Consider the following 18,386-nt stretch of genomic DNA (forward strand, 5'->3'; position numbering starts at 1 on the left):
GCGAGAAGACCTTCCCGAGGGTCTTGCGTCGGCCGGCTCCCGGAGTCATTCTTTTCCGCACCGGAAAATAACTCTGTGGGAGACGGTACGAGATGCGGGCACGCGACCTGGGCATTGTCATCGGCCGGCACGAGACGGGCCGGCACAACGCCATCACCGACGTCGAGGGAGTGCGAGTCGGTCACGTGACCCTCGTGGACGGCGAGGACGGCAGGCCAGGCCCGGCGCCCGCGGCAGGGGCCGGTCCGGTGCGAACCGGGGTCACCGTCGTGGTCCCGCACGACAAGATCTGGGACGAGCCGGTGTTCGCGGGCACCCACCGCCTCAACGGCAGCGGCGAGATGACCGGCCTGGAGTGGATCCGCGAATCCGGCGAGCTCACCTCGCCCATCGCGCTGACGAACACCCACAGCGTCGGCGTCGTGCGGGACGCCCTGGTGCGTGCCCAGGTCAGCCGACGCGGCGAGGGCACCTACTGGTGTCTGCCGGTCGTCGCGGAGACCTACGACGGCCTGCTCAACGACATCAACGGGCACCACGTCAGCATGGCCCACGTGGACCAGGCCCTGGAGGCGGCCGCCTCCGGACCGGTGGCGGAAGGCAACGTCGGAGGGGGCACCGGCATGATCTGCCACGAGTTCAAGGGCGGCATCGGCACCGCGTCACGGGTGGCACGAGGAGGGGGACGTCCGTACACGGTCGGCGTCCTGGTCCAGGCGAACTACGGCCGCCGGGAACGACTTCGCATCAACGGGGTGCCGGTCGGGGAGAAGATCGGCGCCGAGGCCGTCCCGTTGCCGGACCGTCCCGCGACCCTCGAGCGCGGGAGCGGCTCGATCATCATCATCGTCGCCACGGACGCGCCGCTGCTGCCGCACCAGTGCACGAGGATGGCCCAGCGAGCCGGTCTGGCCGTCGGCCGGATGGGCGGCACCGGCGAGCAGTACAGCGGCGACATCTTCCTCGGGTTCTCCACCGCGAACCGGCTGCCTCCCTACGCCTGGGACGAGGACCGCGACACCGGCCGTCCCGAGATCGCGGTGCGCATGCTCGCGCCCCAGCTCCAGACCCTGCTGTTCGACCTGACGATCGAGGCCACCGAGGAGGCCATCGTCAACTCCATGGTCGCGGCCCGGACCATGACGGGACGCGCGGGCGTCACCGCCCACGCGCTGGACCACGACCTCCTCACCAAGGCCATGGCCTCCGCCTGACTCCATGCCGCCTGCCAGGGCCCAACCAAGGAAGAGGGACACCATGTCGGACCACACAGGCAGCGACATCGGCTCGCTGACGGTCGAGACCCATCCCGCCGAGCCACCGGGCAAACGGCTGACCGGGCGCCTGGGCACAGCGGGAGTCGTCTTCATGGTCATCGCCGCCGCGGCGCCACTGACGGTGATCGGTGGGAACATGCCCCTGGCCATGGGCCTGGGCAACGGCGCGGGAGCACCCGTCGGCTTCATCATCGCCGCGGTCGTCCTGCTGCTGTTCTCCATAGGGTTCGTCACGATGACACCCCACGTGCGTGAGGCGGGCGCCTTCTTCTCGTACGTCACCGAGGGCCTCGGAAAGCGCGCCGGCATGGGGATCGCCGTCGTGGCGCTCATCGCCTACACCGCCATCCAGGTCGGGATCTACGGCTACATCGGCTGGGCCGTCGACGACACCGTCGAGTTCTACGGCGGACCCAGCGCCCCCTGGCCGGTCTACTCGCTGCTCGCCCTGGTCATCGTGGCCTTCCTGGGCTACCGGCACATCGAGCTGAGCGCGAAGGTGCTCGGCGTCGCCCTGGTGCTCGAGATCGGCATCGTCCTCGTCCTCGACGCGGTCGTGCTGGCACGCGGTGGCCAGGACGGGATCAACTTCGACTCGTTCACACCGCATGTCGTCGGCTCGGGCTCCATCGGCATCCCGGTCCTGTTCGCGCTCACCGGGTTCATCGGCTTCGAGTCCACCGCGGTGTTCCGGGACGAGGCCAGGGACCCCGAGCGCACCATCCCGCGCGCGACCTACCTCGCGGTCGCCATCATCGGCGGATTCTACGCGCTGACCTGCTGGTCCTTCGTCATCGGCAACGGCAGCGACAAGGTCAGGGCCATCGCGCAGGACACGTTGGCCGGCCGGGGCAACATGCTGCTGGACACGACCGCCACGTACCTCGGCACCGTCGGCCGTGACATCGTCAACGTGCTGCTCCTCACCAGCCTGTTCGCGTGTGTCCTGTCGTTCCACAACGTGATCGCCCGCTACCAGTACGTGCTGGCTCGCAAGCGCCTGCTGCCCAAGAAGCTGGCGGAGGTCCACCCCGTGCACGAGGCGCCGTCCGTCTCCTCGGTGGTCCAGACCGTGACGGCGGCGGCCCTTCTGGCGCTCCTGGCGATCGCACGCGTCGACCCGCTCGTCGGAGTCTTCGGTTCGATGGCCGGAGTGGCCACGGTGGGCATGGTCATCCTCATGCTCGCCACGGCCGTCGCCGTCGCGGCGTTCTTCATCCGCCGTCCTGACCTCGTCCGCGGGCGGCACTGGCAGACCCGGGTGGCCCCGGCACTGGCATCCCTCGGACTCCTCGCCAGCGCGTGGATCATCCTGGCCAACTTCACCCTGGTCACCGGCGGTAACGCCGGACTCAGCACGGTGCTGGCGCTCATCCCCTTCCTCGGCCTCGCCTTCGGCGTCATCGTCGGTCAACGCACCAGGACCAGTTGACCGTCGCGCCCCCGTCGCGCCCGCGGCAAGCGGCGAAGGGCGCCTACTCAGGCGCCCGCTCTTCCCGCTGGTTGAGCACGCCGGCACGGTAGGTCCCGGGGGCGGTGCCCATGGCCCGGGCGAAGACGTCGACGAAGGCGCTGGTCGAGGCCCATCCACAGGCGTGGGCGGTGTCGGTGACGGTGGCGCCTTCGGCGAGCATCACCATGGCGTTGAAGAGACGGGTGCGGGTGGGCCATTGGGGATAGGTCATGCCGAACTCGTCGCGGAACAGGCGGGAGAGAGTGCGTTCGCCCGTGTGTACGTGGCGGGCGATTTCAGCCAGGGTGTACGGACGGCTGAGGTCGGCCTCCACCAGGTGGCAGGCGTCCCCGAGCCGCTGCTCCCGGGGTGCGGGCAGCATGATCGGCTGTTCTGCCATGCGGCGGAGCCGGTCGCGCAGGACGGCTTCGATGTGACGTGTCTCGGTGCGGGTGAGTTCGGGGCTCGTGAGCGCGACGATCAGTTCGCGTACGAGCGCGGCGACGGCGATGACCGCCAGTGTCCGGGTGTTGAGCAGGGGGTTTCGTGTCCTGGGCGGGGAAGCCGACGGTGTGGAAGCGGCTGGGGCCGTAGAAGCGGTGCTCGTGCCAGGTGTGCGCGGGGATCCACACCGCCCGGTCGTTCGGTGCGATCCAGGAGCCGTGTTCGTTGCGGATCGCCAGCACGCCGGAGCTGACGTGGATCAACTGGTGGTCGTCGTGGCGGTGGCGGTCGATGACGTCCCCGCCGGCGCGCGACTGACTCCTATCCGCTGGTGTTCGCGCTGCTGCTGCTGCTCGCCGGCGTCGGCATCGCGATGTTCCACCCGCCTGCCGGGCGTGACGCCCGCCGCGCGGCCGGGGGCAGCGCGACCGCGATGAGCTACTTCGCGGCCGGCGGAAGCGTCGGCGCACGAGGCCGGACAGGGCCGCCCCGATGCCCGCAAGGCTGATCCCGAGCGGCGACATCCACCGCAGCCGGTGCCGGTCGGCGAGCAGGCCGATCGGCACCTGGGGCAGCGCGCTGCCCAGCGTCGCGGCCGCGCGAGCCCGGAGGCCTCGACGTAGCTGAAGTGGCGTTCCAGCACGAAGTAGGGGACTGCGGCGGGCACGAGGCCCTGATAGAAGTCGTCGACGGCGTGGGCGGTGGCCCACACCCGCATCCGGCGCCAGTGGCAGGGCGGATCGCCGACGCCACCGGGACAGGTCGTTTCCTGGAACGAAGTCACACCTCAACGATCGACAATCCAGCTCAGGCGTGCTTCCCGTATTCTGCCTGCCAATACCTGAAACCCGCCGGCTCACGGGGGTCGTCGACATTCCGGCGGCGCGGACCGGCCAAGGGAACGACCGCGCGCGGCCTGAAGCGCGCGATCACGCGGGCGGTCGCGGGTCCGCGCTCATGTTCAGGCCGTTCAGGAGCATGTCGAGGCCTGTGAGGAACTGGTCGCGGTCGTCGTGGTCGCGCAGGTCCTAGGTGGTGCGCTTCAGGAAGGGGTAGTCGGCGGGGTCGAGTTGCTGCCGGCGTTCGGCGGTCAGGTCGAGGAAGGCGTCGCGGCTGGTGGCCGTGTCGAGGGTGGCGGGCGGGGCGATGATCTGGGCGCTGACGCCTGTGACGTAGTACGAGATCGCGGTTCGGTCGCCAGCGGTCGCGCCGTCGCCCGCGCCGCCGCGGACAGCCTCAAGCGCGTGCATCTCGAACTCGGCGGCAAGGCACCCGTGGTGATCTTCCCGGAAGCCGATCTCGCGGCCGCCGCATCGTCCCGCGCATCGCGGGCTTCTGGAACTCCGGCCAGGAATGCGGGGCCGCCTGCCGCGTCCTCGTCGACGGGCCCGGCTACTTCGTGGCCCCGACCGTGCTGGTCGACGTCCCCGAAGGAGCCGAGGCCGCCCGGGAGGAGATCTTCGGCCCCGTGGTCACGGTCGAGTCCTTCACCGACGAGGAAGAGGCGGTACGGCGCGCCAACGACGTCCCCTTCGGCCTGTCGGCATCGGTGTGGACCGAGAACGCCCGCCGCAGCCACGACATCGCCGCGCGCCTCGACTTCGGAACCGTTTGGGTCAACTCGCACCTCGTGCCGGCCGGTGAGGTCCCCTGGGGCGGCTTCAAGGGCTCCGGCTACGGCCGAGACCTGTCGGTCTACGCCCTGGACGACTACGCGCGCACCAAGCACGTCATGCACAACCACGCACGCTGATCCGTTCCTTCCGGGGGAGCGCGGGTCCGTGACCGGACGGCGGGGTTGTGAGTTCAGGTGGGTGCGCGGGATCGTTTGACGCGACACTGCCGGTGCCGTCTGCTGGAGGACCCTCCGTGACCGATCCCACGCCCGCGTCGCTGCCCGTCCCGCCGTACTACGCCGTGGTGTTCACCGCCGTGCGGACCGCCGGCGACAACGGCTATGCGGAGACGGACGAACGGTTGCTGCAACTGGCTGCCGAGCAGCCGGGGTTCCTCGGTGTCGATTCCGCTCGCCGTGCGGACGGCCTGGGGATCACGGTGTCGTACTGGAGGGACGAGGACTCGATCGCCGCTTGGCGGGATCACGCGGAGCACGTCCTGGCCCGTACGCAGGGACGCGAGCACTGGTACGCCTCGTTCTCGCTCCACATCGCCAAGGTCGAGCGCGCCTACGGGTTCACCCGTCCGGCAGATCTGTAGGTGCCACCGCCGCCCATCCCGGCCGCACCGCCGGGGCTACCGGCGACGCGGACGCCGAGACCAGCGCCCCGGGCCACGCCTTCGCCACCGAACCGTCTGCACCTTGACTGGTACAGACCAATACGGTTGAGTGGGCCTCACACCCCCCACCACGGTCGGCCCCGCGCCCCGTCCGGTTCCGCCGGCACGCGCCCAAGGCTCGCTCCGTCCTGCCTGCGCCGGGTACGACCGTTCTCCGTCAAGGAGTTGATTCCGTGTCGAGGCGTCGTATCTCCGCGGTCGTGACCGCGCTCGCCCTCTCCACCGCCGTACCGGTGCTGCTGCCGACCAGCAGCGCGTCCGCCGCCGCCTGTTCGAGCTACCCCGACTGGGTGGCCGGCAGGTCGTACGTCACCGGTGACATCGTCCGCTACACGGACGGCAAGGCGTACATCGCTGAGCACGACAACCCGGGCTACGACCCGGTCATCAGCACCTGGTACTGGGAGCCGTACAGCTGCGACAGCGGCAGCGGCACGCCCGTCGGCAACTTCGTCGTCTCCGAAGCCCAGTTCAACCAGATGTTCCCGAACCGCAATGGCTTCTACACCTACAGCGGTCTCGTCGCCGCGCTCGGCGCCTACCCCGGCTTCGCCAACACCGGCGGGGACGAGACCAAGAAGCAGGAGGCAGCCGCTTTCCTCGCCAACGTCAGTCACGAGACGGGCGGACTGGTCTACGTCGTCGAGCAGAACACCGCCAACTATCCCCACTACTGCGACTGGAGCCAGCCGTACGGCTGCCCGGCCGGACAGTCCGCCTACTACGGGCGCGGCCCCATCCAGCTCAGCTGGAACTTCAACTACAAGGCCGCGGGTGACGCGCTCGGCATCGACCTGCTCAACAACCCGTCGCTGGTGCAGAACGACGCCGCCGTCGCGTGGAAGACGGGCCTCTGGTACTGGAACACCCAGTCCGGCCCCGGCAGCATGACCCCCCACAACGCCATGGTCAACGGCGCGGGCTTCGGCCAGACGATCCGTTCCATCAACGGTTCCCTCGAGTGCGACGGCAGGAACCCGGCGCAGGTGCAGAGCCGTGTGAGCACCTACCAGCAGTTCACGCAGATCCTGGGCGTGTCGGCGGGCGCCAACCTGTACTGCTGACCCGGCCCCGGGTGGTGCGCGGTGTCATGTTCCGGGGACTTCGGAACGGGACACCGCGCACGGACCCCCGGGGCACCTCTGTGAAACACCGGTGCCGACGCGGCCGCTCCTCAAGGCGGCGGCATACGGGGTCGGACCGTGGGAAAAGACGGAACGCCGGATAACGGTTCCGTAACCTTGACTGTATTGGTCCAGTCCAATAATGTCACCCGCGCACAGAACCCCACATGAAACAACACCCCCCAACCGTCGATGGTTGACGGACCGTCACCCCTTCCGGGAGGGCCCCTGTGGTTTCCCGACGTTCCTTCCTGGCCGCGGCCGGTGCCGTCACCGGCGCGGCCGCGCTCAGCCCGTTCTCACCGGTCTCGCCGTTGACTTCCAGCGCGGCGGCAGCGGGAGTCTCACTCCCCGTGAAACTGGCGAACAACTCCGGCCACGACACCGTCTACGCCTACATATCCGGCACCGACAGCAGCGGCTTGCCGGTCTTCGTCTCGGCGAACGGCGCCCTGAACCGGCTGCCCAACCCGTCCTCCCCGGTGACCCCCATCGCCGACTACTCCATCGCCCTGGGCGCCTCCGGTTCGGCTGCCAAGACCGTCACCCTGACCGACTACATCATCGGCGGCCGTGTCTGGTTCTCGGTCGGGCAGAAACTCCAGTTCTTCGTCAACCCGGGCGCCGTGCCCGGCGTGGTGCAGCCCGCCCTGGTCAGCGCCGACCCCAACTGGGCCACCAACTGGACGTTCTGCGAGTTCACCTTCAACAGCGCCAATCTCTACGCCAACATCTCCTACGTCGACATGGTCGCGCTGCCGATCTCGATGGCCAGCACCGGCAGTGGCGGCACCCAGTCGGTCAGTCCGCTGCCCTCCGGCGCGCTCGCCTCCATCGCCGCCGGCCTGCAGGCACAGCACGCCGCCGACGGAGCTCCCTGGGACAGGCTGGTGGTCACCGACTCCTCCGGTGCGGTGCTGCGCGTCATGTCGCCCTCGCACTCGCCGGTGGACTTCGGCAACTACTGGGACGACTACCTGAACCGCGTCTGGAGTCACTACGCGTCCACCCCGCTGACCATTAACGGCCAGGGCGGCATCGGTTCCTACACCGGCACCGTCTCCGGCAACGCCATCGTCTTCTCCGGTCTCAACACCAACGGCGTGCCGTTCACCAAGCCGAGCGCCGTCGACATCTTCGGCTGTGCGTCCGGCCCGCTCTACAACTCCGGGTCGGACGCCCGCGGGGCGATCGCCGCCCGGCTCGCCGCCGCGCTCAACCGCAGCTCGCTCCTGGTCCCGGGCGGCAACAACCAGCCCGACGGCGTGACACCCTCGCAGTACTACCAGGACTCGATCACCAACCACTACGCCCGGCTCGTCCACAAGTACGCCAGCATCGGCTACGCCTTCCCCTACGACGACGTCGGCCCCACCGGCTCGGCCCCCGTCGACGGCCACATCCAGGACGGGGCGCCCACCTCGTGGACGATCACCCTGGGCGCCGGCGGCTCCGGTGGCGGACCGGGTGGCGGCTCGGGCGCCGTCAGCGCCTACAGCACCATCCAGGCCGAGTCCTACTCGGCACAGTACGGGACCACCACCGAGAGCTGTTCCGACTCCGGCGGCGGCAGCGACGTGGGCTACATCTCGAACGGCGACTGGCTGAAGTACTCCTCCGTCGACTTCGGTCCGGCCTCCCCGAACCAGTTCAAGGCCCGGCTGGCGTCGGGCGCCGACCCAGGCGTCAGCGGTGCCATCCAGGTGCGCCTCGACAGCACCAGCGGCACGAAGATCGCCGAGATCAGCTTCGCCAACAACGGCGGCTGGCAGAACTGGCAGACCGTACCCGCGAACATCATCGCCCCCGCGACCGGAGTGCACGACGTCTACCTGGTCTTCGCGGGCAGCAGTTCGGACTTCACCAACATCAACTGGTTCACCTTCACCCGCTGATGAGACGACGGTCTCGTGCTCACTCGGCTCAGCGCAGGATGCGGGCGTCACGCGCGGCGGCCAGCCAGGAGGGGAACTCCTCGAGCAGTTGGTCGTACACCAACTGGTCGTCGACCGTACGCGGATCGCGGCCGGCATGGAAGAAGCCGGCGTTGTCGACGACGCGGCGGGCCGGCACGGCCAGCTCGTCGAGCCTGCGCAGGAACGCGAACTCGTTGTCGTCCGGGTCGCCGAACCCGATGAACTGCCAGAACAGGGGAAGGCGGGCGGCCTTGCACAGGTAGCGCTCGGCGGCGGCCCGGCTCGTCGGGCCGCCGTCGGTCTGGAAGACCACCAGGGCCGGGGCGCGGCTGCCGCAGTCGAGGTAGTGGTCGATGACCGCGTCCATGGCCCAGTGGTAGTTCGTACGGCCCATGTGGCCCAGGTTCTGGTGCAGTTTTTCGATACGGCCCCGATGGCCGCTGAGTTCGAGGTCGGTGGCGCCGTCGACATCGGTGGAGAAGAACACCACCGGCACGGTGCCGTCGTCATCGAAGTGCGCGGATAACGTCAGGACCTGCTCGGCGAGGTGCTGAACGGTGCCGTCCTTGTAGTACGGGCGCATGGACCCCGAGCGGTCCAGTACGAGGTAGACCGCGGCGCGTAGCCCCTCCAGGCCGTGTCGGCGGATGCTCGCGCCGGCCGTTTTGTAGAGGCTGACCAGGTCCGGCGCCGCCTGTTGGACCTTGGTCAGGCTGATGGCCGCGGTGCCTTCGCCGAACCGCGGTGCGGGCGGCCGGATGTGTTCGTGGGGCGGGCGGGTCGCCATGCGGATCTCCTGAGCTCTCGAACGGGCGTGGACAGCGTCTCGCGAGCTGTAGAGCGGCGTAAGCCGTCCACTGGGTGATCACTCTGCTGGCCGCCGTGGATGACTTTCAACGCTTTCACCCAACCGTGACGGTGGCCGGCCGTCCGCCGGCCGGCACCGGTCTGCATCGTCCTACAACCCCCAACACCCCTTGATCGTCAAGGAGATGTGGCCAGGCGTGGTCCGCCGATCGGCGACCACGTCGACCGCGTGACCTGACCGTCTCTCACCTGGAGATGTCATGAGAGCTGACTCCGTCCGCCGCGCACTGCGGCTCGGAGCCTGTACGACGCTCGCCGCCGGACTCGTCGCCCTGGGGCTCACCACCGCTCCCGCGTTCGCCGAGACCGAGCCGGAGACCGACCAACTCTGGATCACCGCCCCGTACGAGCCGACCCTGCCGCTCGGCATCGACGGCGGGACACCGCTGACCCGCACGCTCGATGTCAGGCTCAACCACGACAACGACCATGTGACGGTGACCGACGCCCGGCTCACCGTGGACGCCTCCGGCATCGCCGGGGTCGCCGAGATCACCTGGCCGGACAACTGCACGCCGAGCGGCGCGACCGCGGTGTGCGACGTGGCCGAGGTGCCGGTGACCGGGAACACCGGCGGCGAGGTGCATCTCAAGGTCCGCGCGGCCGACGGGGCGGCCGTCGGGGCGCGGGGCCGCATCACCTTCAAGGCGACGGCCAGCGGCGGCCCGAACGGTACGCTCACCGCCGCCCGGGACAGCACCACGGTCACGGTCGCGTCGGGCCCCGACTTCGGGCTCACGGGCGGCGGCGGCATCGAGCACACCCGGCCGGGCAGCAGGCAGACGCTCCCGTTCACGCTCACCAACCACGGCAACGAGACCGCGCACGGCTTCACCATCACGATGATGGCCTCGTACGGAGTGCGGTACCTCAACCGGTACGACGCCTGCGTCTATACGACGTCGAGCGGGGATGATTACGCCCCGATGTCGTACGCGACCTGCACCTTCGACCAGGATCTGGCGCCGGGAGCCTCCTTCGAACTGCCCGAGCCGCTGCGGATCGCGCTCACCCGGCGCGCGCTGCAGGAGAGGGTGGACATCTGGGCGCAGCCGGTCGACGCGACCGATCTGGGGGGCTACGACGACTATATGGTGCTGGCGATCGGCGCCGACAACACCGCCGACTTCTCGGTGACCGGCGCGGCGGTCACGGGCGCCGCGGGCGAGACGGTCACCGCGTCGCTCACCTTCAGGAACAACGGGCCCGGCTGGCTGGGCAACCTGGGCTCCGGGGACCCGGTCGCCGCGGTCCGCCTGATCGTTCCGCCCGGCACCACGGTCACGGGCGTGCCGGAGGGCTGCGGCCCGCGGACCCTCTCCGGCAGCTACTACCCGAACCGCACGGGCGCCCCGCGCTACGACTGCACGCTGCCGTACTGGGTGCTGGAGAACACGGAGCGCTCCTTCGCCTTCAAGCTCCGCATCGACACGGTGGTGCCCGGCGCGACGAGTGAGGTCAGCATCCATCCCCCGTTCGGCGAGTTCCACCACGACCCGAACCTGACGAACAACACAGCCGCCCTCACCGTGAACTAGCGCCCACCAGCGCCCTGAAGGACACCTCGGTCACAGCGCCGCGCGGGCCTTCTCCGCGCGGCGCCCCCGCCTTCGCGATCTCCTCGCCGGCCGCCGGGGCTCAGCTCTTCTTTGCCGGGTGAGCCCGCCTGGCGCATGTTCCCCTCGTGGGTGATGGTGGGGCCCAGGACGGCTTGGCGCCATGCGGTTCATGAGCGAACGGGCCGGCTTGCGCATCGCGGAGATCGATGGCGTGCCCGCGATGCTGGCTCACGGCATCAGGCTGCCACCGCCTGCCGAAGGGAGCAGCCATGTCGAACTTCAACGTGTACCTGGAGCGCAACCAGGTTTTCGCGGCCTCCGGTGCCCAGGCCGACATCCCCCAGGTCCCTTTCATCCCCTTCAAGCAGCTGTACCTGATCATCTGCATCGATCCGCGTGTGGAGCCCGCGGCTGTGCTGGGCGTCCGGCTCGGAGAGGCGATCGTCGCCCGTAACATCGGCGGCCGCGTGACGCCGACGGTCATCAAGGAGGTCGCCTGGATCGTGCACCTGCACGAGAACAAGACCCCCGACGCGGACTGGTTCGAGATCGCCGTCATCCACCACACCGACTGCGGTTCGGGACTGCTCGCCGACGACGATCTGCGCGCCGGCTTCGCCGCCCGCGGCGGCTGGGACGAACAGACCTCCTTGGAGATGGCCGTTCTGGAGCCGTCCAAGACGGTCCAGAAGGACGTCGCGAAGCTGCGCGCGGCACCCGAGCTCGCGTCGGCCATCGGCCACATCAAGATCGGCGGCTACGCATACGACCTCGGAACCGGGAAGATCACCACCGTCCTCCAGCCCGGCTGAGCCCTGCCTGAGGCGTGCGGGAGCCGGGGTCAGGGGCGGATGACGACACGGCCACGCATCCGGTTCTCCACCGCGAGATAGGCGTCCTGGCCGTTCTCCAGGCTGTGGTGGTTGGCGATGGGCAGGGGGCGGAACCCTCCGGAGTCGAAGAACGGGGCGACTCGTTGGAGCCTCGCGCCCGACTCGACGACGTCGTAGTGCCCGCTGTTGCACCCGTAGACCCGGATCTCGTTGCGGTACAGCGGGACCAGGTCGATCTCCACGCTCCGCGTGCCCACGGCGGCCGCCGCCGGAACAGCGAGCATCTGCGCATGTGAGCCGTCGCGGGTCAACCCGACATCCCCTCCGGTGCCCCAGACCTCGGCGCCGACACGGTCCTGCGGCCCGTCGACGACAACGCCGGCGAAGTCGCGCCCGGGGACACGGGGAAGGGACGTTCTCTTCACCTGACCGGCGACGCTCTTCAGATCCGACAGGTTCACGGAGGCGGCCTTGACGGCTATGACAGCCTCGCCGTCCCCCGCCACGGGGTCGGGCATCTCGGCCGGGCCCGCCGGGCCCAACCTTCTGGCAACTCAGGTTCGTCCGTGAAGCCCATAACAATGGTTGTGAGCGGTCGGCTGGCCATCGGCGCGGGGATGGCTTCGAGTCTCGTTTGCGCGACCGTGAACCGAGGCTGAATGAGACGGAAACTGAGACGGCTGTCCTTAGGCATCGCCCTCTCCAGGCCGAGTCGAAGACGGGGGCCTCAGCGGGGCGAGGGGGTAGGAGAGCCTCCGTCCAGGCAGTGGTCGTATGCGGCTTTCATAGAGGGGGACGCCGCGCTCAGAGCAATTCGACTGCCCGGCGCGTTGACTTCGCAAACGTATCCCCCTGGGCCCGACGCTGTCTTGACGTGCAGCATTACTTCGTACGAGGAGATGTGCACGTTGCGATTTGTCCCGGCTGGGATGACTCCTAGGCTGTGCTGCTCCGCGCATTCGTTGCCCCCGTCGCTGGCACACCAGAAGACGTGCATTGGGCTCGATGTGTTGTTCACCAGGGTGATCGGATCGACGTTCTCGGGGTCAGTCGGATCAGGGTTGCAGCCAGCGATAGCGAGTACAGCCAAGCCCACCAGGATCATGGTCGCGAAGCAGGCAACACGGCTGTTCATCAGTTTCACTGGCTCTTGGAGAGGGCGTCATACGAAGTCGCACCGTATCGCAAGACCGCCACTCCGGGACCTGAGCTTGGGTGCCCCAGGGGCGGTTGCTCGCCTGACCTGGGGTGGGGCGGTCTCGAGCTGTAGCCGGCTTCGTCTTGGTCCCCGGTGTCCCCGCGGTTCCCGCCCGATCTGGCACGGGACTGGCACGACCCCCTCGATGCGAACTATGGGCACGGTGGTCGCTGAGGTCGGCCGGGCAGGTCAGCTGGTTGCTTGGGGTGGGCAGCGGTCGGTCCTGGGCGCGGGGGTTGCTGTACAGCAGCCAGATGCGCGATGTACAACATCGGCATGACGACTCAACCGACGCGGGCGATGTGGTGGGCCGAGATGGCAGTCTTCCTTACCGCGGCCGCCGTGACCCTCACGGCGATCGCCTTTCTTGTGTCGTTGGCGGCCGGGGGCCGCCACGTGACCTTCGACGTCGTGTCGTCAACTTTGTTGATCGCGCTGTCCATCGGCGTCGGTATCTTCGTGAGCGGTCGGTTCAGGGCATGGGGGTTGCGTCGCAGAGCCGCGTGCCACACACAACCTTGAAAACCGTCGTGGCGCACCGTGCCCCGTCCGTGCCCGGCGCGGCCGAGGCCGTGCCCGGCTACGTCGGGCTGGTCACCCATACGCGCGCTGGTTGATCGACTAGCTCAGGTTTTGCTCAGAAAAGACGTGAAGGCCAGTGGTTCGCCTGGAGTGCTGGCATGATCTCGACAGCTGTCGGCCGGACAGCAAGCGCAGGGTCCTCATCCACACGCCGCGTCGCGTCGGCTGGGCTGTCTTGGAGAGCTGATATGTCTTGCCGAACCCGTGCGATAGTGGGCATCGCGTGTGCTGCTGTACTTCTGTCCGTCGCCGCGTGCACGACGGATCATTCGGATGCCGGGCAACCCACGCGGCCCCAGGACTCCGCGACGCCGGTCCCGACAACGAACGGCAGCGTGCCCGGCACCACGCAGCCTTCCCTGCTGAAGCCGCCGGAGTTGGACCCTGGGGTATCACTCGCCGGCCGCCAGAAGGTGACCACAGGGAACGCCAGCATTCCCTACAGCAAGGGCAAGAAGGGTAACGCCCTCACCGTCGCGGCGAGCTGCCAGGGCGAGGGGAAGATCACGGTGACGGTGCGGCCCCTGCACGTCTCCTTCCCTCTGGAGTGTGGTGCTGGCCAGGTCAGCACCGTCTCCAATGAGGTGGCGTTGTCCGGCGTGGAGCGCAGTGGAGTCGTGTCCGTCGAGGCGTCCTCAGCCGTGCGTTGGTCGTTGACCGTAGGCCGTGGCGCACCAACGGAAGCAGACCCGGCGGGTGCTGGCTGAGTTTGGCCACCGTGCCGAGCACCCGCACGGCCCAGAGACGGCCCGGAGCCCGGGCGCCGAGCGGGCCGACTATTGACCGTGGTTCCCCGTGGTTGCCCGATTCTTCCCGTCGGATCTGCACGGCTGGATCGATCAAGCCGCGGTCGCCTGGCCACTCCCGGTGAGACTGACGGCGGTCAGCGCCACACCCGCCCCGGCAGTTGCCTTTGGGGAGCGGTCACCGTGACCGCTCCCGAACGCTTGCGTAAAGCTCCCATTCGGCCTCACGACTCCTGACCTGCCGATTCGAGTGCGCCCTCATCGCGTCCAACGACAGTTTTCGATCAACGCATCACCGAGTGAGTCAAGCGGGCGCGGATCGAGCCGCTGCCGCCGGATCGGACTCCGGCCAGGGTGAGCCGGTGTGGTGCTTCCAGTCGATCGCATCGATCACCTGCCGACGATCCCGCCACCGGTCCATGAGCCAGGTTTCAGTCCTTCAGCAGCTCATTGCGCACCGGCATCCAGTCCAGGGCAGACCGGATGCCGTCCTCCAGGGACAGTTTCGGCGTCCACCCCAGCAGCGTGGCCGCCCGGTCGCTCTTCGTATAGCTGCCGGCGACGTCTCCGGGCCGCCGATCGGTGTCGAAGGTCGCCAGGGGCGTGCTGACGACGTTGTTGAACGCGGCACAGAGCTCCCGAACCGTGGTTCCCGAGCCGGTGCCCAGGTTGATCGCGATCGAGCGTTTCCCACGCACGAGGATGGAGTCGAACCGCTCGATCGCGGCGAGGTGAGCCGCGGCGAGATCCCAGACGTGCACATAGTCCCTGATGCCAGAGCCGTCGCGCGTCGGGTAGTCCGTCCCCGTGACCGGGAACGGACGGCCTTCCTGATGTGCCTGGATGAGCACACCCAGGGCATGACTGGGCCGCTTGAGCTGGAGCCCGGTACGCAGCCGCGGGTCGGCCCCGACCGGGTTGAAGTAGCGCAGAGACAGCACGCGCGGTCCCGCCACGGCGATGTCGGAGAACATCTCCTCGCACACGGCCTTGGTCCGTGCGTAGGGACTCTGCGGCGCCAGCGGCGAGTCCTCGTCGACGGGCGAGCCGTCCTCGGACTGGTAGACGGCGGCTGAGCTGCTGAAGATGACGCGGTCGCAGCCGTTGCGGTGCAGGTGACTGACGAAGGCCAGGCTCTTGGCCACGTTCGCTTCGTAATAGCCGATCGGGTCCGCGACGGACTCGGGCACCACGATCAGCGCCGCACAGTGCACCACGGCGGAGATGTCCGGGTGCTCCGAGAAGATCCGGTCGACCAGCGCACCGTCCGCGATGTCGCCCTCGTAGAAGGTACGACCCTGGGTGAACTCGCGGCGACCCCGGACGAGACTGTCGAGGATCACGGGGGTGATGCCTGCGTCCAGGCAGGCCGAGGCGACCGTACTGCCGATGTAACCGGCTCCCCCGGCGACAAGGACCTTCATGTTCTCTCCCGGCCTCGTTGCAGCCCCAGTTGGCGACCGGCGGCAAGGCTAGCGGAGAATCCCGTCGAGGCGCGGCCGGGCCGCACACGTCTGCCTTTCGAGTTCTGCCCAGCGGATCATGTGCCTACTAGGCTGCGACGATGGAACGCGTGAACGACGTGCCCGAGAGCTCCGACAGGTCCGCGGATCGGGACCAGGCGAATGACTACGACAGCTTCGCGGAGGCCTACTCGGCGGAGAACGAGAACAACCTGGTGAACGCGTACTACGAACGGCCCGCGGTGTTGGCCCTCGCCGGAGACGTGGCCGGCCGTCGGATCCTGGACGCCGGTTGCGGCTCGGGCCCCTTGTCCGCTGCGTTACGCGACCGCGGCGCGCTCGTCACCGGAATTGACGCCAGCGCCGGGATGCTGGAGTTGGCCAGGCGGCGGCTCGGCGACGACGTGAACCTGCACGTGGTCGACCTGCGCGACCCGTTGCCGTTCGACGACGGTGCGTTCGACGACGTGGTGGCGTCGCTGGTGCTGCACTACCTGGAGGACTGGGGGCCAACGCTGGCCGAGCTGCGGCGAGTGCTCAGACCTGGCGGCCGGCTGATTGCCTCGGTGGACCACCCTTTCGTGGCCTACACGTTCCAGGATCCTCGGCCCGACTACTTTGCAACCACCAGCTATGCCTTCGACTGGACGTTCAACGGGCAGTCCGTCCCGATGAGGCTCTGGCGCAAGCCCTTGCACGTGATGAACCATGCCTTCGCCGACGCCGGCTTCCGCCTTTCCGTCATCAGCGAACCGCAACCCGACCCGGCCGCCCGTGACCTGTTCCCCGACGGCTTCCACGACCTCTCGACCAAACCCTGCTTCCTGTTCTTCGTCGTCGAGGTACCGCCATCGGCTGCGGGTCCGGACGGTGGCTTCGTTGATCACTAGGGATTCCGGCAGAGCCGTTTGTGATCCAGAATGACTGGATGGTCATGATTGAGACTTCTCGTTTGATCCTGCGTCGCTGGCGGGAGGAAGACGTCGCCCCCATGGCTGCCGTCAATGCCGACCCCGAGGTCATGCGGTGGATCCGTGACGGCAGCGTCCGTGACGAACAGCAGACTCGCGGCGGGATCCAGGCATGGGAGAGCGAGTGGGAGGCACAGGGCTTCGGCCTGTTCGCCGTGGAGATCCGGTCCACTGGCGAGCTGGCCGGGTTCACCGGTCTTTCGGTGCCTCACTTCTTGCCGGAGGTACTGCCGGCGGTTGAGGTCGGCTGGCGGCTGGGACGTTCCCACTGGGGGCAGGGCTTGGCCACCGAGGCCGCTGCGGCCGCTGTACGGTTCGCGTTCGAAGAGCGAGGGCTGGAGCGGATCGTCAGCATCGCTCAAGTGGGCAACGACGCCTCCGAACGGATCACGACCAAACTGGGGATGCACCCGGTCCTTGAGACCGTCAATCCCACCTGCGGTCGGCGAGTACGGGTGTTCGAGTTGTCGTCGGACCAGTACGCCACAACCCATGGACACGGGCTTCTGCCTCTGTCCGACGGCCAGACGCAGCCTGGTGGTAAGACTGCCGCAGGATCGTCCTAGCCCGTGGCCGCCCGGGGCGATCCCTGACGGGTCATCAGGGTCGGCTCAGGGTTGAGGCAGGGGAGTCACCGATAGCCGTCGGCGGTCACGGCCAGCAGGCTGTTGGTCATGTTGGAAACCACCGCCGATGGCCCCCGCCCGTCTCTCGCCCGCCGCGCCGCGGTCACCCTCGCCGGCGCCGCTGCCCTCACAGGTCTTGCGGGGGTGTACACGCCGGGTTTCGCGTACGCCGAGCCGAGTGCCCCCACCGCTCAGTTCCCGGCTGATTTCAGCGACTGCCCGGCCCTCCCCACCGGGGCCGATCCGGCCCGCTGGAAGTGCGAAGTTCACACGGCGGCACCGCAGTTGACGATAGGAAAGGTCACCGTAACTCTCGCTCCGATCACCATGACGCACGCCGAGGGGCCGATGCCGGACGGTACCGATGGGCAGGTGTGGGGTGCGATGCACAGTGCACCGACCGCCATTCCGGGCGGGCTGACCGGCACTGCGGCAGGTGAGCATGTGCGGCTGACTCGACTGGCGGTCAAGCCGGAGTACGGCGACCGATCCGACTTCTATACGGGGCAGTTCAGCCTGCGCCTGCGGCTGCTGAGCCCACTGCTGCCGCAGGGATGCACCGTCGGGGCGAGCGAGCCGGTCGACTTTCAGATGAAGCGGCCGAGCCCCTCGCAGTGGGTCTCACAGGATCCACCCCTGATCAAGTTCTCCGCGTACGATGACACCTTCGCCGCCCCCGCCGCTGAACACTGCGGGCCGCTGACAGGGCCCCTCAACCGGCGACTCGGGCTGCCGGCGTCGAGCGGAAATCTGATGACCTACGACGCGACCTACACTTTCCGGACGTATGACCAGCTGCCGACGCCCTGAGGGGTGGCACAGGACGGTCACGGTCTTCGAACGTGTCGGTCGCCGGCAGTAGGTCTTTCGCCTCATGCGCGCTTTGAGCCCGCTGGTTCCTTCCTGTATGTGTGCGTGGTGCCGAAGACTGTGCGCGCTTGGCGCGGCGAGCCGGAACTACGCGGCAGAGTCATCATGCGCGACGGGACGTGGCTGGAATAGCGGCCGTCCCGGGCTGACGCCCAGACT

At 68.5% G+C, this 18,386-nt stretch carries 19 protein-coding genes and 2 pseudogenes; 16 read left to right on the plus strand and 5 right to left on the minus strand.

The genetic code is table 11. The features are described from left to right. Positions 1–92 precede the first annotated feature (92 nt). Positions 93–1,214 (plus strand): P1 family peptidase, encoded by a 1,122-nt coding sequence (locus ACF09J_RS24845; RefSeq protein WP_392307632.1) that lies wholly within the window; start codon positions 93–95, stop codon positions 1,212–1,214. Positions 1,215–1,257: 43 nt separating this feature from the next. Continuing rightward, complete coding sequence (locus tag ACF09J_RS24850) at positions 1,258–2,709, plus strand: APC family permease (protein WP_392307633.1); 1,452 nt, start codon at positions 1,258–1,260, stop codon at positions 2,707–2,709. Between the two features lie 43 nt (positions 2,710–2,752). Here ACF09J_RS24850 and ACF09J_RS24855 read toward each other — a convergent pair whose 3' ends face one another. Both ACF09J_RS24855 and ACF09J_RS24860 read right to left on the minus strand, forming a co-directional pair. Beyond that, positions 2,753–3,130 (minus strand): helix-turn-helix transcriptional regulator, encoded by a 378-nt coding sequence (locus ACF09J_RS24855; RefSeq protein WP_392307634.1) that lies wholly within the window; start codon positions 3,128–3,130, stop codon positions 2,753–2,755. Next, on the minus strand, positions 3,027–3,416 hold the full coding sequence (locus ACF09J_RS24860; RefSeq protein WP_392307706.1) for a hypothetical protein: 390 nt from the start codon (positions 3,414–3,416) through the stop codon (positions 3,027–3,029). The genes ACF09J_RS24855 and ACF09J_RS24860 overlap by 104 nt, the downstream gene beginning before the upstream one ends. Before the next feature lie 89 nt (positions 3,417–3,505). On the opposite strand from ACF09J_RS24860, the gene ACF09J_RS24865 reads away from it, so the two are divergent. The 6 genes and pseudogenes from ACF09J_RS24865 (at position 3,506) to ACF09J_RS24890 (ending at position 8,491) form a co-directional block, all read left to right on the plus strand. Beyond that, positions 3,506–3,682 (plus strand): hypothetical protein, encoded by a 177-nt coding sequence (locus ACF09J_RS24865; RefSeq protein ID WP_392307712.1) that lies wholly within the window; start codon positions 3,506–3,508, stop codon positions 3,680–3,682. Between the two features lie 505 nt (positions 3,683–4,187). After that, a pseudogene (locus ACF09J_RS24870) lies at positions 4,188–4,439 on the plus strand (hypothetical protein); the annotation flags it as partial. A gap of 134 nt (positions 4,440–4,573) precedes the next feature. Then, positions 4,574–4,927, plus strand: a complete 354-nt coding sequence (locus ACF09J_RS24875) for an aldehyde dehydrogenase family protein (RefSeq protein WP_392307635.1) — start codon at positions 4,574–4,576, stop codon at positions 4,925–4,927. Positions 4,928–5,043: 116 nt separating this feature from the next. Beyond that, on the plus strand, positions 5,044–5,391 hold the full coding sequence (locus ACF09J_RS24880; RefSeq protein WP_392307636.1) for an antibiotic biosynthesis monooxygenase family protein: 348 nt from the start codon (positions 5,044–5,046) through the stop codon (positions 5,389–5,391). Between the two features lie 254 nt (positions 5,392–5,645). Next, positions 5,646–6,536 (plus strand): glycoside hydrolase family 19 protein, encoded by an 891-nt coding sequence (locus ACF09J_RS24885; RefSeq protein WP_392307637.1) that lies wholly within the window; start codon positions 5,646–5,648, stop codon positions 6,534–6,536. A 290-nt stretch (positions 6,537–6,826) separates the two neighbouring features. Further along, a complete protein-coding gene (locus ACF09J_RS24890; protein WP_392307638.1) occupies positions 6,827–8,491 on the plus strand; it encodes a beta-1,3-glucanase family protein in 1,665 nt (554 codons plus the stop codon). A 28-nt stretch (positions 8,492–8,519) separates the two neighbouring features. On the opposite strand, the gene ACF09J_RS24895 is transcribed toward ACF09J_RS24890, so the two are convergent. Next, positions 8,520–9,299: a vWA domain-containing protein gene (locus tag ACF09J_RS24895; RefSeq protein WP_392307639.1), complete on the minus strand. Its 780-nt coding sequence runs from the start codon at positions 9,297–9,299 to the stop codon at positions 8,520–8,522. 280 nt (positions 9,300–9,579) lie between these two features. On the opposite strand from ACF09J_RS24895, the gene ACF09J_RS24900 reads away from it, so the two are divergent. Further along, on the plus strand, positions 9,580–10,917 hold the full coding sequence (locus ACF09J_RS24900; protein WP_392307640.1) for a hypothetical protein: 1,338 nt from the start codon (positions 9,580–9,582) through the stop codon (positions 10,915–10,917). Between the two features lie 290 nt (positions 10,918–11,207). Beyond that, positions 11,208–11,750, plus strand: a complete 543-nt coding sequence (locus tag ACF09J_RS24905) for a carbonic anhydrase (protein WP_392307641.1) — start codon at positions 11,208–11,210, stop codon at positions 11,748–11,750. A gap of 29 nt (positions 11,751–11,779) precedes the next feature. On the opposite strand, the gene ACF09J_RS24910 is transcribed toward ACF09J_RS24905, so the two are convergent. Next, positions 11,780–12,289: an alcohol dehydrogenase catalytic domain-containing protein gene (locus ACF09J_RS24910; protein WP_392307642.1), complete on the minus strand. Its 510-nt coding sequence runs from the start codon at positions 12,287–12,289 to the stop codon at positions 11,780–11,782. A 956-nt stretch (positions 12,290–13,245) separates the two neighbouring features. On the opposite strand from ACF09J_RS24910, the gene ACF09J_RS24915 reads away from it, so the two are divergent. Together ACF09J_RS24915 and ACF09J_RS24920 are read left to right on the plus strand one after the other, a co-directional pair. Further along, positions 13,246–13,491 carry a hypothetical protein gene (locus ACF09J_RS24915; protein ID WP_392307643.1) on the plus strand — a complete coding sequence of 82 codons (246 nt, stop codon included), beginning with the start codon at positions 13,246–13,248 and terminating at the stop codon, positions 13,489–13,491. Positions 13,492–13,886: 395 nt separating this feature from the next. After that, on the plus strand, positions 13,887–14,258 hold the full coding sequence (locus ACF09J_RS24920) for a hypothetical protein (protein ID WP_392307644.1): 372 nt from the start codon (positions 13,887–13,889) through the stop codon (positions 14,256–14,258). 470 nt (positions 14,259–14,728) lie between these two features. Here ACF09J_RS24920 and galE read toward each other — a convergent pair whose 3' ends face one another. Continuing rightward, positions 14,729–15,721 carry a UDP-glucose 4-epimerase GalE gene (galE, locus tag ACF09J_RS24925; protein ID WP_392307645.1) on the minus strand — a complete coding sequence of 331 codons (993 nt, stop codon included), beginning with the start codon at positions 15,719–15,721 and terminating at the stop codon, positions 14,729–14,731. A gap of 140 nt (positions 15,722–15,861) precedes the next feature. On the opposite strand from galE, the gene ACF09J_RS24930 reads away from it, so the two are divergent. From ACF09J_RS24930 to ACF09J_RS24945, 4 genes and pseudogenes are all read left to right on the plus strand, one after another. Then, positions 15,862–16,650 carry a class I SAM-dependent methyltransferase gene (locus tag ACF09J_RS24930; RefSeq protein WP_392307646.1) on the plus strand — a complete coding sequence of 263 codons (789 nt, stop codon included), beginning with the start codon at positions 15,862–15,864 and terminating at the stop codon, positions 16,648–16,650. A gap of 44 nt (positions 16,651–16,694) precedes the next feature. After that, positions 16,695–17,297: a GNAT family N-acetyltransferase gene (locus ACF09J_RS24935; RefSeq protein WP_392307707.1), complete on the plus strand. Its 603-nt coding sequence runs from the start codon at positions 16,695–16,697 to the stop codon at positions 17,295–17,297. Positions 17,298–17,405: 108 nt separating this feature from the next. After that, positions 17,406–18,167 (plus strand): hypothetical protein, encoded by a 762-nt coding sequence (locus ACF09J_RS24940; RefSeq protein ID WP_392307647.1) that lies wholly within the window; start codon positions 17,406–17,408, stop codon positions 18,165–18,167. An 84-nt stretch (positions 18,168–18,251) separates the two neighbouring features. Beyond that, positions 18,252–18,359, plus strand: a pseudogene (locus ACF09J_RS24945) (pyridoxamine 5'-phosphate oxidase); the annotation flags it as partial. Between the last annotated feature and the right edge of the window lie 27 nt (positions 18,360–18,386).

The sequence above is a fragment of the Streptomyces sp. NPDC014889 genome, assembly GCF_043081205.1.
Lineage (GTDB): Bacteria > Actinomycetota > Actinomycetes > Streptomycetales > Streptomycetaceae > Streptomyces.